The sequence below is a fragment of the Anoxybacillus sp. LAT27 genome (genome assembly GCF_022030075.1).
GTDB classification, from domain to species: Bacteria; Bacillota; Bacilli; order Bacillales; family Anoxybacillaceae; genus Anoxybacillus; species Anoxybacillus kestanbolensis.
On the sequence record NZ_JAIWYK010000009.1, the window covers coordinates 1 to 12,949 of the forward strand.

At 40.0% G+C, this 12,949-nt stretch carries 17 protein-coding genes, 1 tRNA gene and 1 rRNA gene; 11 read left to right on the forward strand and 8 right to left on the reverse strand.

The features are described 5' to 3' along the window. Nucleotides 1–204 precede the first annotated feature (204 nt). The gene (locus tag LD028_RS00970; RefSeq protein WP_237810611.1) at nt 205–1,530 is read right to left on the reverse strand and encodes an ArsB/NhaD family transporter; all 1,326 of its coding nucleotides are present in this window, start codon (nt 1,528–1,530) and stop codon (nt 205–207) included. Between the two features lie 21 nt (nt 1,531–1,551). Beyond that, nucleotides 1,552–1,980, reverse strand: coding sequence for a hypothetical protein (locus LD028_RS00975; protein WP_077429591.1), 429 nt, complete (start codon nt 1,978–1,980; stop codon nt 1,552–1,554). Nucleotides 1,981–2,090: 110 nt separating this feature from the next. Here LD028_RS00975 and LD028_RS00980 point away from each other — a divergent pair, with 110 nt between their 5' ends. From LD028_RS00980 to LD028_RS00995, 4 genes are all read left to right on the forward strand, one after another. Then, entirely contained in the window at nt 2,091–2,288 is a 198-nt protein-coding gene (locus LD028_RS00980; RefSeq protein WP_006322202.1) for a hypothetical protein, read from the forward strand. Nucleotides 2,289–2,341: 53 nt separating this feature from the next. Continuing rightward, the gene (locus LD028_RS00985) at nt 2,342–2,854 is read left to right on the forward strand and encodes a superoxide dismutase family protein (RefSeq protein ID WP_237810612.1); all 513 of its coding nucleotides are present in this window, start codon (nt 2,342–2,344) and stop codon (nt 2,852–2,854) included. Between the two features lie 102 nt (nt 2,855–2,956). Further along, nucleotides 2,957–3,457: an Lrp/AsnC family transcriptional regulator gene (locus LD028_RS00990; protein ID WP_237810613.1), complete on the forward strand. Its 501-nt coding sequence runs from the start codon at nt 2,957–2,959 to the stop codon at nt 3,455–3,457. Next, nucleotides 3,457–4,623: an aminotransferase gene (locus LD028_RS00995; RefSeq protein WP_237810614.1), complete on the forward strand. Its 1,167-nt coding sequence runs from the start codon at nt 3,457–3,459 to the stop codon at nt 4,621–4,623. Before LD028_RS00990 ends, LD028_RS00995 begins: the two co-directional genes overlap by 1 nt. A gap of 16 nt (nt 4,624–4,639) precedes the next feature. Here LD028_RS00995 and LD028_RS01000 read toward each other — a convergent pair whose 3' ends face one another. Further along, nucleotides 4,640–5,005 carry a helix-turn-helix domain-containing protein gene (locus tag LD028_RS01000; RefSeq protein ID WP_009362214.1) on the reverse strand — a complete coding sequence of 122 codons (366 nt, stop codon included), beginning with the start codon at nt 5,003–5,005 and terminating at the stop codon, nt 4,640–4,642. Nucleotides 5,006–5,135: 130 nt separating this feature from the next. On the opposite strand from LD028_RS01000, the gene LD028_RS01005 reads away from it, so the two are divergent. Beyond that, a complete protein-coding gene (locus tag LD028_RS01005) occupies nt 5,136–5,480 on the forward strand; it encodes a CvfD/Ygs/GSP13 family RNA-binding post-transcriptional regulator (protein ID WP_237810615.1) in 345 nt (114 codons plus the stop codon). Between the two features lie 9 nt (nt 5,481–5,489). Here the strand turns inward: LD028_RS01005 and LD028_RS01010 are convergent, their stop codons facing one another. Continuing rightward, nucleotides 5,490–5,723, reverse strand: a complete 234-nt coding sequence (locus tag LD028_RS01010) for a DUF378 domain-containing protein (RefSeq protein WP_004892293.1) — start codon at nt 5,721–5,723, stop codon at nt 5,490–5,492. A 143-nt stretch (nt 5,724–5,866) separates the two neighbouring features. Between LD028_RS01010 and LD028_RS01015 the strand changes: the two genes are divergently transcribed. From LD028_RS01015 to LD028_RS01025, 3 genes are all read left to right on the forward strand, one after another. Beyond that, a complete protein-coding gene (locus tag LD028_RS01015; RefSeq protein WP_237810616.1) occupies nt 5,867–7,027 on the forward strand; it encodes an iron-containing alcohol dehydrogenase in 1,161 nt (386 codons plus the stop codon). Between the two features lie 110 nt (nt 7,028–7,137). Beyond that, nucleotides 7,138–8,487 (forward strand): glucose-6-phosphate isomerase, encoded by a 1,350-nt coding sequence (locus LD028_RS01020; protein WP_237810617.1) that lies wholly within the window; start codon nt 7,138–7,140, stop codon nt 8,485–8,487. A gap of 77 nt (nt 8,488–8,564) precedes the next feature. Continuing rightward, on the forward strand, nt 8,565–8,969 hold the full coding sequence (locus tag LD028_RS01025; protein WP_237810618.1) for a YugN-like family protein: 405 nt from the start codon (nt 8,565–8,567) through the stop codon (nt 8,967–8,969). Here the strand turns inward: LD028_RS01025 and LD028_RS01030 are convergent. After that, entirely contained in the window at nt 8,961–9,929 is a 969-nt protein-coding gene (locus tag LD028_RS01030; RefSeq protein WP_237810619.1) for a potassium channel family protein, read from the reverse strand. The two genes, LD028_RS01025 and LD028_RS01030, sit on opposite strands and share 9 nt — an antisense overlap. A gap of 100 nt (nt 9,930–10,029) precedes the next feature. On the opposite strand from LD028_RS01030, the gene LD028_RS01035 reads away from it, so the two are divergent. Next, entirely contained in the window at nt 10,030–10,209 is a 180-nt protein-coding gene (locus tag LD028_RS01035) for an H-type small acid-soluble spore protein (protein ID WP_237810620.1), read from the forward strand. Nucleotides 10,210–10,245: 36 nt separating this feature from the next. Here LD028_RS01035 and LD028_RS01040 read toward each other — a convergent pair. The 3 genes from LD028_RS01040 to LD028_RS01050 form a co-directional block, all read right to left on the reverse strand. Continuing rightward, a tRNA-Ala gene (locus LD028_RS01040) sits at nt 10,246–10,318 on the reverse strand. A 49-nt stretch (nt 10,319–10,367) separates the two neighbouring features. Next, complete coding sequence (locus LD028_RS01045) at nt 10,368–10,991, reverse strand: HD-GYP domain-containing protein (protein ID WP_171700282.1); 624 nt, start codon at nt 10,989–10,991, stop codon at nt 10,368–10,370. Nucleotides 10,992–11,066: 75 nt separating this feature from the next. Then, nucleotides 11,067–11,744, reverse strand: a complete 678-nt coding sequence (locus LD028_RS01050) for an MgtC/SapB family protein (protein WP_077429604.1) — start codon at nt 11,742–11,744, stop codon at nt 11,067–11,069. Nucleotides 11,745–11,792: 48 nt separating this feature from the next. Between LD028_RS01050 and LD028_RS01055 the strand changes: the two genes are divergently transcribed. Next, nucleotides 11,793–12,677, forward strand: coding sequence for a DMT family transporter (locus tag LD028_RS01055; protein ID WP_237810621.1), 885 nt, complete (start codon nt 11,793–11,795; stop codon nt 12,675–12,677). Nucleotides 12,678–12,858: 181 nt separating this feature from the next. Then, nucleotides 12,859–12,949, forward strand: a 16S ribosomal RNA gene (locus LD028_RS01060); the annotation flags it as partial.

A 12,949-nucleotide genomic window follows, 5' to 3' on the forward strand; every position in this document is an offset into this window, starting at 1 on the left:
TTGTTCAATTTTGAGATTTTGTGTACAATTCATAGTAAGTCCTCCTTGGTTTGATGATAGGGTCAACTTTCCATTGACACCCCTGCATCATACCAAGAGGGCTTTTTTCTTTCAAGTCCCCGAAAACCTTTCTAACAGGAATGCTCCTTGCAAGCAATATATGATGGAAAGAAAAAAACGCTCAAAGGCGAACTTTGAGCGTTTTTATAAGTAACGAATGAAAATATATGCGTGTGAAATAAGTAAGGAAATAAGCGTAAGTGGCGCTCCGATTTTCAGAAAATCAAAGTAGCTAAACCCGTGTCCTTCACGTGAGGCAATTCCTGCCACGATCACGTTTGCTGATGCTCCGATTAACGTTCCGTTTCCACCTAAACAAGCGCCAAGGGCTAATGACCACCATAATACATCAATTTGTGCTGAATCAGGAGATAGCCCCATACCAACAGCCATATCTTGAATGAGCGGGATCATCGTTGCAACGAACGGAATGTTGTCGATCGTTGCCGAGGCGATTCCAGATACCCAAAGGATTAAGTAAGATGCAAAGTGAATATCGCCGCCTGTGACTTCCAAAGCTTTCTCTGCCAAACTTTTGATTAGTCCGATATCAACGAGACCGCCGACGAGCGTAAATAATCCGGCGAAAAAGAAAATGGTTGTCCATTCGACAGAAGCAAATACTTCTTCCAAATCGTGCTCTTTTACGCCGATTAACATTAAAATAACTGCGCCTGTCATCGCGACGACCGCTGCATCGACGCGAATGACGGAATGCAACGTAAATCCTAAAATCGTTAATGCAAGAACAGAAACAGACTTTTTCAATAGTACCGCATCTTTAATGTATTGTTTTTCATCGACTTTCATAAGTCGTTCGATGAGCGCAGCGTTCGCTTGAAGACGCTTGCGATAAAACACGTACAAAATAGCAATAACAACAGCCATGATGATGAGAACAACAGGACCTAAATTAAATAAAAAGTCGTTAAACGTTAAATGTTTATTGGCAGAGCCAATCATAATGTTTGGCGGATCTCCAATTAATGTTGCTGTTCCACCGATATTTGAGAAAAGCACTTCAGAAATTAAAAACGGAACAGGTTCTACTTCTAACATGCGTGTAATAGAAAATGTAACCGGAACAATTAACAAAACGGTTGTCACATTGTCAAGAAAAGCAGAAAGAACAGCGGTTAACAATGATAAAATGACTAAAATGTTAATCGGGCTTCCTTTTGCCATTTTTGCAGCTTTAACCGCAACATATTGGAAAAAGCCTGACCTACTCGTAATGCTAACAAGAATCATCATTCCGATTAAAAGCGTAATCGTTCCCCACTCGATATGATGCGTGTACGCTTGATGTAAATCGACGATGCCGAAAATGATCATAAAAGCGGCACCTAATAAAGCGATGACAGCTCGATTCACTTTTTCTGAAATAATAATGGCGTATGTAATCAAAAAGATTGCAATAGCCGCATAATATTGAAAGTTGTTTACTTCATGAGTGATAGCCTCATGCACGATTTGTCATTCCTTTCTTTCCTAATTTTTTAGTGGCTGGAGGCAACTTGGACATTTCAAAGTTGTCGTATCAGCGTTTACATTGCGCACATAAAAAGAAAATGCGCATTGTGAACATTCGATTTGTGATAACCGATCGATAAACAGTTTTGTTGATGGCGACCCTTGTTTTGTCGTATCGATCACTTCCACATGCACATGTTCACGTGAATCATCTTCTGCGAGCACTTCTCCCTCTGTTTCTTCTTTTACACGCCAGCCATGATCTAAAATATGTTGTTCGAGCTGGCTATGAGAAGAATTTTCTAGCATATCTTCGGCTAATGCCATCAACTGCTCATTTGTTAACGATTCAAATGGAATTTTTTGTTTTTGTTCGTTCCAATACCCCCTCAATTGCGCTTCCGTAAATACAAACGTAATGACTTTGTGGATTATGACATTTTTCAAACGAATACGCCTCCTTTTCGTTTACGAATGCAATTATATTCCTTTTTGCAAAGTGATACAATGGTCTTTATGATATAATGAGAAAGATGAAATATGGAAAGGTTGATCGTATGGCTAATATCATATTTGGACTGTTTCTATACTTTCCAGAAGATAAAACAGAATACATCCCTGCTGCGATTTCATTTACCGCTTTTTTTATCGCTGCGGTGTTGACGATGCGGTTGATTATAAAAATTTCAAAGCGTCAAGAAGAAAAAGCAAAGCAATTTGAAGAGCAGCTGAAAAAACAACAAGCGAAAGATTAAATAAATGAAAACAGGGCATAATAAGCCGTAAATATGTAGTTGGAGGGCTTGTTGTGCATCGAGTGATTGTATGTTTTTTTCTATTGCTTGTAAGCGGATGCGTGGAAGAGAAAGTGAAAAGCGTCGATGTCAATGTAATTAATGAAGATGGAGACTCGCTTGGAACGATTAAAATGTCTCAACAACCTAAAGGAGTAAAACTGGACATTAATCTCAAAGGGCTGCCACCAGGGGAGCATGCGATGCATATTCACGACAAAGGAACATGCGAACCGCCTGAATTTAAATCAGCAGGGGAACATTTTAATCCAGAAGGAAAGGAGCACGGGCTTCTTCATCCGGAGGGGGCGCATGCAGGCGATTTACCGAATTTAATCGTGAAAGAAGATGGAACAGTTAAAGTACAATTGATGGCTCCGAATGTCAATTTATCAGAAGAGAAAAACGGTTTATTTACAAAAAACGGAACGTCGATTGTAATCCATGAAGGAAAAGATGATGGCATGTCCCAGCCAGCGGGAAATGCAGGCAAGCGAATCGCATGTGGTGTCATAAAAAAGAAGTAGCAGCAAGCGATCAGCAAGCGATGTCGTCTTGCTTCTTTTTTTGAAAAAATACGTGCATTTTTTTCTAAATTGTGTGAAAATTTATAACAGGGGGGATTCATGATGAAGTTAACTGAAAAAGAAATCGAAATCGTTGAACTGTTAGAAAAGAACGCGCGATTGCCGATTGAGACAATGGCGAAAATGCTTTCTCTCCCTGTTTCGGAATTGGAGCATATGATAAAAAAGTTAGAGGAAGCAAAAGTCATTGTGCAATACGCAGCTATTGTGGATTGGCGGAAAGTTGATGGGCATGAAGGTGTAACAGCGATGATTGATGTAAAAGTGACACCAAAGCGCGGCGTTGGATTCGATGAGGTAGCAGAACGTATTTATCGTTTTCCAGAGGTCAAATCTGTCTATTTAATGTCGGGTGCATATGATTTATCTGTTGTTATTGAAGGGCGTTCCATGTCTGAGGTCGCTCATTTTGTTTCTGAAAAATTATCAACGCTTGACTCTGTTATTTCAACGACAACTCACTTTATTTTGAAGAAATATAAACATGATGGCACCGTATTTGAACAAGGTGATCAAGATCGAAGAATCGTGGTGGCACCGTGATGCAAAAGACGAAGACGTACGTATCTGATACTGTATCACGTTTAAAGCCATCTGGTATTCGACGCTTTTTTGATTTAGCAGCGAGCATGGAAGGGGTCATTTCATTAGGGGTTGGTGAGCCGGATTTTATTACCCCTTGGAGTGTGCGTGAAGCTTGCATTCTATCGTTAGAACAAGGATATACGTCATATACAGCAAATGCTGGTTTATGGGAGTTAAGGAAAGAAATTAGCGATTATTTAGCGCGTCGTTTCGAAGTGCTATACGACCCAGCAAATGAAATTATTGTGACGGTCGGGGCAAGTCAAGCACTCGATGTTTCACTTAGAGCGATTTTGAATCCGGGTGATGAAGTCGTTGTTGTTGAACCGAGCTTTGTTTCATATGCACCGCTCGTTTCGCTAGCTGGTGGCGTGCCGATTCCAATTCAAACGAGCGGAAAACAGCAGTTTAAGTTACAGCCTGAACAAATTGAACAAGTTGTGACCCCGAAAACGAAAGCATTAATTATTTGTTCGCCGAACAACCCGACAGGAACGGTATTGAATAGGGGAGAACTGGAACAAATCGCACGCATCGTAGCAAAGCATGATTTGCTTGTTATATCAGATGAAATTTACGCGGAGTTATGTTACGAGGAACAATATACAAGTTTTCCGGCCATTGCCCATATGCGAGAGCGAACGGTTTTAATTAACGGATTTTCAAAAGGATTTGCGATGACGGGATGGCGATTAGGCTTTGTTGCAGCACCGAAAGATTTGGCGACGGCGATGTTAAAAATTCATCAATATACGATGATGTGTGCACCAACGATGGCACAATATGCAGCTATTGAAGCATTGCAAAACGGAGCGGATGACGTCGAACAAATGAGAAAAAGTTATCGGCAACGGCGCAACTTTTTTGTGCAATCATTAAATGAAATCGGTCTTACTTGCCATATGCCAGGAGGGGCATTTTATGCATTCCCTTCCATTCAGTCGACAGGTATGACTTCAGAGCAGTTTGCGGAACGTTTATTGTTAGAAGAAAAAGTTGCTGTTGTTCCCGGACATGTGTTTGGAGCAAGTGGAGAAGGGTATATTCGTTGTTCGTATGCTTCATCGCTTGAACAATTACAAGAGGCGATTCGACGTATGAAGCGGTTTCTCGAAAGACTATAAGAAAAGCTGACGACCGTCAGCTTTCTTTGTTGTATTTAAGTTCATATAACATTTGCATGACGCGTAGAAAATCTTCTTCGCTAAATTCTTTTGCTTTTCGTAAAATAAGTTTTGCCCGTTTAATGCCGATTTCTTTAATTAAGTATTCGATTTCTGGATCGAGACTAGATGAATTGGATAAATCTGCACGTTCTAACAATTCTGATGCAGGAACGTCAAGAGCGGTACAAAGTTTTAAAATTGTTGGTGTATCAGGAACTTGTTCACCTGATTCGTATTTTTGAATCGTTGCTACCCCTACACGAACTTTCATCGCCAATTCTTGTTGTGACATATTTCGCTGCTCTCGGTACATGCGAATATTTTCACCAATTGTGCTCATTCATTCTCCCACCTCTCCAAAATTCGTTTACAACTTTATCATACCATGTTCTCATTTATACTCGTGCACAAAATTAACACTTTTTAAGCGAATTATGTTACAATTTTTCAAAAAACGAGGAGTGTTTCATTTGGATTGGAAGGAAGGTGCGGTCGTTACGGGCGTTGTAACTGGAATACAGCCATACGGTGTATTTGTATCACTTGATGAACAAACACAAGGTCTTATTCATATTTCAGAAATTACAGATGGATATGTGAAAAACATTTATGATTATGTAGATGTGGGAGAGTCTGTCCGAGTAAAAATTATCGCTGTCGATGAAAAAACGAAACGAATTAGTTTATCGCTGCGCGATGTGGATCATGACGCAACAAATATTGAAACCCCTTCAGGATTTCAACCGCTAAAAACTCAACTTGAAAAATGGATTACGGAAGCGAAAAAAAAATACAACTCACCGAATGATCGGTGAGTTGCTCGTTTATGTTCTTGACATTTTTGGCTCTGTGCGCCCAAGCTCTTCCGTTGGTTTAAATAGCAAGACGAGGTTAATGAGACCCGCAATTCCAACGAGAGCATAAACAATGCGGGCAAAGGCTGATGCTTGCCCACCAAAAATGGCTGCGACGAGATCAAAACGGAAAAAGCCAATGAGCCCCCAGTTAAGTGCTCCAATAACAGTAAGCAATAGTGCGATTCGTTGTAACGTACTCATGTTCATCCTCCTTGGTAAAGTAGTGTATTCATTTATAGAATGGATAATTATTTTTGAAATATGCACAACGAAAAAGAAAAAAATGCAAGTTTCTTTACTTATTTGTTTATTTTAGAAATAATGGGGAAAAAGGAGGGAATTTAATGGAACAGTTTATTTTTCACAACCCAACAAAATTAATTTTTGGAAGAGGACAAATTGAACAACTAAAGAAAGAGCTTGCTCCGTATGAACGTATTTTAATGGTGTATGGTGGGGGCAGCATTAAGAAAAACGGTGTGTATGATGATGTCGTTTCTGTTTTTCGCTCATTGAATAAATGGTGGACGGAGTTAGCAGGTGTTGAACCAAACCCTCGTTTATCTACTGTGCAAAAAGGGATTGACATATGTCGTGCAGAAAAAGTTGATTTTATTTTAGCTGTTGGTGGCGGAAGTGTTATTGATTGTGCAAAGGCAATTGCTGCAGGCGTTCTATACGATGGAGATGTATGGGATTTCATTTCACGAAAAACAACCGTTCAGCGGGCGCTTCCACTTGGAACTGTATTAACACTAGCAGCCACAGGATCAGAAATGAATGCAAATTCTGTTATTACAAATTGGGGAACGAAGGAAAAATACGGTTGGAGTAGCCCGGTTGTTTTTCCTAAATTTTCGATTTTGGATCCTGTTTATACAACAACTGTTCCGAAAGATCATACAGTGTATGGTATTGTTGACATCATGTCGCACGTGTTAGAACAATATTTTCATCATGCCCCAAATACGCCACTGCAAGATCGAATGTGTGAGTCGATTTTGAAAACGGTGATCGAAACGGCGCCAAAACTTGTAGACGACCTGCAAAATATCGACTATCGTGAAACGATTTTATATTGTGGAACGATGGCTTTAAACGGAATTTTACGCATGGGACTACGTGGCGATTGGGCAACACATAATATTGAGCATGCTGTATCAGCGGTGCATGATATTCCGCACGCAGGGGGGTTAGCTATTTTATTCCCTAATTGGATGAAACATGTACTCGATGAACATGTTGAGCGGTTTAAGCAATTAGCTGTTCGTGTGTTTCATGTTTATCCAGAAGGAAAAGGGGATCGGGAAATTGCGCTAGAAGGAATCGAAAAACTTCGGGCATTTTGGAATAGCTTAGGTGCTCCAAATCGATTAGCAGATTATCATATAGGTAAAGAATCATTGCCAATAATAGCGGAAAAAGCGATGGCGTTCGGCCCATTTGGTAATTTTAAAAAGCTACAACACGATGATGTTATGGCGATTTTAAAAGCTTCGTTATAAAGTGCGAAAAATGTCATAATGAATCCGTTTACATTGTTTTCATGAACTTGATTCTCGATGTTTATTTCGCTAAAGTGAAAGAGGATACAATCATTGAGGAGGAAACGTACATGACGCATATTCAGTTTGACTACTCAAAAGCGTTGTCGTTTTTTGGTGAACATGAACTAACGTATTTGCGTGATGCTGTAAAAGTAGCACATCATGCACTTCATGAAAAAACAGGGCAAGGAAACGACTTTTTAGGATGGATTGATCTTCCTGTCGCATATGACAAAGAAGAGTTTGCTCGCATTCAACAAGCAGCGAAAAAAATTCAACAAGACTCTGATGTGTTATTAGTGATCGGTATTGGTGGTTCTTATCTCGGGGCTCGTGCAGCGATAGAAATGTTGCAACACTCGTTTTACAATGTGCTTCCGACAGAAAAGCGGAAGACACCACAAATTATTTTCGTCGGTAACAACATTAGTTCTACATACATGCGTGATGTGATGGATTTACTCGAAGGAAAAGATTTTTCGATCAACGTCATTTCAAAATCTGGAACGACGACAGAACCCGCCATTGCCTTCCGTATTTTCCGTAAGCTTCTTGAAGAAAAATACGGAAAAGAAGAGGCGCGCAAACGCATTTATGCAACAACAGACCGCGCGCGTGGAGCGTTAAAAACATTAGCGACAGAAGAAGGATACGAAACATTTGTTATTCCAGATGATGTCGGTGGCCGTTACTCTGTTTTAACAGCGGTTGGTTTGTTGCCGATTGCCGTCAGCGGTGCGGACATTGAAGCGATGATGAAAGGCGCTGCACAAGCGCGTGAAGATTTTAGTAAATCGGAGTTAGACGAAAACATTGCTTATCAATATGCTGCAGTGCGTAACGTGCTATATAACAAAGGAAAAACGATTGAAATGCTCATTAACTACGAGCCAGCATTACAATATTTTGCGGAATGGTGGAAGCAGTTGTTTGGTGAAAGCGAAGGGAAAGATCAAAAAGGCATTTTCCCAGCTTCAGCAAACTTTTCAACAGACCTTCATTCGTTAGGACAATATGTGCAAGAAGGACGTCGCGATTTGTTTGAAACGGTGTTAAAAGTTGAAACTCCTCGTCATGAACTGACAATTGAAGCGGAAGATAATGACTTAGACGGCTTAAATTATTTAGCGGGAAAAACAGTTGATTTCGTTAATACAAAGGCGTTCGAAGGGACATTGTTGGCACATACAGACGGGGGCGTACCGAACTTAGTTGTCACATTGCCACGATTAGATGAATATACATTCGGTTATCTCGTTTACTTCTTTGAAAAAGCGTGTGCGATGAGCGGATATTTACTTGGCGTCAATCCGTTTGATCAACCAGGTGTAGAGGCGTACAAAGTAAATATGTTTGCCCTCCTCGGTAAACCGGGATACGAAGAGAAAAAGGCAGAACTTGAAAAACGATTGAAATAATGAAAAAAAGAGCTTTTCCTGAGCGCAGGGAAAGCTCTTTTTTGGACATAATAATGAACAGAGGAGGCGTGATCAATATGATTGAAATTCCATCTAGACTAGAAGGAAAAACATTTTTGTTAAGTGTATTAGAGCAGCAGTTAAAACCGCTCGGTTATGTAATTGGCGGTAATTGGGATTATGACCACGGTTCGTTTGATTACAAGATGGCGGATGATGCTGGGTACCAATTTTTACGAATTCCATTTGTTGCGATAGACGGACAACTTGATTCGTATGGGGCGACGGTTGAATTGAAGCGCCCATACGTCTTATGTCATAAATATCAACGTGGATTAGATGACAATGTGCACGTTGGAAATATGAGTGCCTCATTCAATCAGTTCTCCGAACCGGAAGATCCGGATGCGGCTGTTCCTGATCGATATGTAGCCATGGCAAAAACGCTCGTGAAAGATTTAGAAGAGCGGTTACTACTCTAGTACGATAAGCTCATCTGTCGATTGAATGATCGTATGCGATGGTGGATTAATTGAGATGTGTTGATTGTTTGCAATACCGACAAGTAATACATTTTCTTTTTTTAATTCGTTAAGCATCGTTGCAAAAGACATACCGATCCATTCATCGCGCACAGTTAAACGTTTTATCGGATGTTGTTTAAATTGTTCGATGTCATGCAAAACATTCGGAGATGAAAGGCAATTCGCCATCAAAAAGCTAATCCATTTATTTGTTTCAACAATTTCATTTGCCCCAGCACGTTTGGCGTTATCAACTTGTGGTGTCGTCAATATTTCTACAACAGCATATACGGATGGATGGAGCGCTTTAACTGTCAAAAGGGTGACGATAGACGCTAGGTCAGCTTCGACTTCATTTTTATGTTGATTAGCAGTAATAATAACGGTATGAGCTTTAAATACGTTTGCTTTCTCCCATACATCGTCGTGCGTCGGATTTCCTTTAATAAAATGAACGTGTTTTGGCACGTCCCAACGTTTTAGTGTCTCATCGATCACGAGGCACGGCATGTTAGGAGGGATGAAAGCAAGTAGCTGACGAATGCGCTCATTCCAGCCAACTAGAATGATGTGTCCACCTTTTGTATACGGTAGTTCTCCAGTAGATAAGGCGTTTTCTTTTGAGATTGCTTTTGTGGATAGTGTCACAAAGTAGGCTGAGACAAAGGCCGTACCAAGCAAGATGAGAGTGATCGCGACGAGTTTGCCGCTCATTGTTTTTGGCACGAGATCACCGTAGCCGATCGTTGTCGTTGTAATTAATGCCCACCATATGCCGTCAAAAACAGTTAAAAATGTTCTTGGTTCAACGATATGAATGACAATACCGAATAAACAAATGATTGTTGTGATTGTAAATATGATGCGTACAAGTGGAGAAAGTCGCCAATATGAAGCGAGAAATTCATGCCATCTCATTTATCTTCCCTCCTGTTTTTATCATTGTAGACGAGATGAAGCGATTTCTTACATATTTTCTCTTCAAAAGAAGATAATATGAACGAAAGGAGGGATGCTGATGGATATGAATCGTGTAAAACAAATTGTTTCTTCCCCAGATGATATTCGCGTTTGTTACCATGGACAATCTGTTTGGATTGATGGGTATGATGAAGCAAATCGAACAGCGACCGTACATATGCGTGGGCGAGACCATGAACGACACATCGTTCCGGTAGAAGAACTGACAGAGGAGTAAAACGAAAAACCCTTGCGATGCAAGGGTTTTCTCTTATGGAGCATACCGGGCTCGAACCGGTGACCTTCGCGCTGCCAGCACGACGCTCTCCCAGCTGAGCTAATGCCCCCCTTTTTCTTCATATTGTAAAAACATTTTGTTGTTTCGTCAATCGATATTTAAGAGATCATCGGGATGGTTTGCATGATTGTTTCTTTGTTTTGTTCAATTGGAACGATATGATTTTCCATCCAAGTCAGAAAGAGAGTAGTTAGTTTCGGATCAAATTGTGTTCCTGCTCCTTTTTTGATTTCCTCATAAGCTTCTTCCCATGTCAGCGGTGTACGATACGGACGAATACCAGTCATTGCTTCGAGTGAATCAGCTAATGCCACGAGGCGAGCAAGAAACGGAATATTCTCTCCTTGTCGTTCATAAGGATAACCTTTTCCATCCCAACGTTCATGATGATATAAAACAATATGAGAAATATCAGATGAAACGTGATAATGTTGCAATAGTTGTATACCGAATACGGGATGTTTTTTCATTTGAGCAAATTCATCTTCCAATAACTTCCCTTTCTTTGTTAAAATATGAGCGGGTATGTGTAATTTGCCGATATCGTGGATGAGCGCCCCGAATTGTAACTCTCGCTTTTCTACATCCGTTAACTCCAAAAAAGAAGCGAAAGATAAAGCAATTTTTGTAACGCGATATGAATGAAGGAAAGTAAGCTCGTCCTTTTCTGAAAGTTGGCGCATTAAAAAACAAAGTTCCATGTTTTTTACAGTCGAAGACATATCGTTTGCCACCTTTTTGTTGTTGAAAGCAATCTTCATCTATATATGCTAATCTAAATGAGAATGATTTTCAAGTTAAATATTTTCAATATCGACACCGCGAATAGAAGGAATTTGATGAATAAACTCGTATACGTCTGTTGTTGCCCGTTTTTGATCGACAGATACTTTTAATTCAACAAAGTGGTTCCCGTTATCCAAATCTTTAATGCGCACGGTTTTAATGCGAATGTTTTTTTGTCTGATGCTTTCGATTACTTCTGAAATTTTTGTTGCGTCTAATACAGTAAGTTTAACGGACAGTTCCTTCTCCCTTAGTTGTTTTGGACCAAAAACAGTTGTAATAAGCGGAATGAGTTCAACGCTGGCGATCAGAAAAGCTACGCACAAAATGGCTTCAATATAAAAATTTGCTCCAACAGCAATTCCAACGCCAGCTGCTCCCCAAATAAGCGCGGCAGTTGTTAAACCTGAAATGCTGTCGTTTCCGCGTCGGAGGATAACACCTGCACCAAGAAAACCAATGCCAGATACAATTTGGGCAGCGAGGCGAAGCGGATCCATATTTATATGATCGCTTTTTGGAAACGTGTATGCTGATTCAATCGAAACGATCGTTAACAAACAACTTACAATCGAAATGACAAGACATGTTTTAAGGCCGACCGGCTTTCGTTTTAATTCTCGTTCTAGGCCAATGATGAGCCCTAGAACTGCAGAAATTCCGAGTTTCATGAGCACATGAGCGTCCATAAGACATTCCCCCTTTTCTTCATAAGTATATTCGAAAGGATGATGAACATGAAGGCGTATATCGCACTAATTATTGGGGCACTTTCTATTTCTACATCAGCTATTTTTGTTAAATTTACAAATGCCCCGTCGTCTGTCATTGCATTTTATCGTCTCTTTTTTGCGGTCGTTTTCATGACACCTTTGTTTGCTGTAAGACATGTAAAGGAAATGAAGTTAATGAATAAAAAGGACTGGGCTTTCGCGGTGTTGTCTGGTGCGTTACTTGCCTTCCATTTTATTCTTTGGTTTGAATCGCTTCGTTACACATCTGTTGCAAGCTCCGTTGTTTTAGTTACGCTACAACCGATATTTGCTTTTGTGGGTGGTTTTTTCTTTTTTAAAGAAAAGATTACAATGAGTGAATGGGTTAGTGCGCTGCTTGCTATTTTAGGTAGTGTCGTTATTAGTTGGGGTGATTTTCGGGTAAGTGGCGAAGCGCTTTATGGTGATATGCTCGCATTAATTGCATGTGCTATGGTAACAGGCTATTGGCTAGTTGGTCAACATTTACGAAAGCAATTTTCTCTAATTGCATATACGTACATTGTCTACGGAATTGCTTCGATCGTGTTAGGTGGATATGTGGCGTTATTTCGTTATTCATTTTTCTCTTATGATAGGGATGATTGGTTGTATTTTATTTTGTTAGCGGTAATTCCAACGTTGTTTGGTCATTCTCTTTTTAATTGGGCGATGAAATGGGTAAATGCAGCAATGGTGTCGATGGCTATTTTACTTGAGCCAATTGGAGCAATTATATTGGCTTATATATGGTTAGATGAGAAAGTTTATTTGTCACAAGCAATCGGCTCGTTTTTTATTATTGTTGGAATAGGAGCGTATATGTTCGGGAAGCATGTAAAAAGAATTAAAAAAAATAGTTGCGTTTAAAAAAAGAACGTGCTATAGTATAAAACGTCGCTGTTATGATGAGATAACAAAAAAATATAAAAATGTTATTGACACAAAGAGAATGATATGTTAAATTAAAAAGGTCGCTCAAATAGTGACAAAGATGTTCCTTGAAAACTGAACGAAGCGAAAAGCGTAAAGAAGCTAGAGATATGAACTTTCTATGGAGAGTTTGATCCTGGCTCAGGACGAACGCTGGCGGCGTGCCTAATACATGCAAGTCGAGCGGACGAATCGAAAGCTTGCTTTTG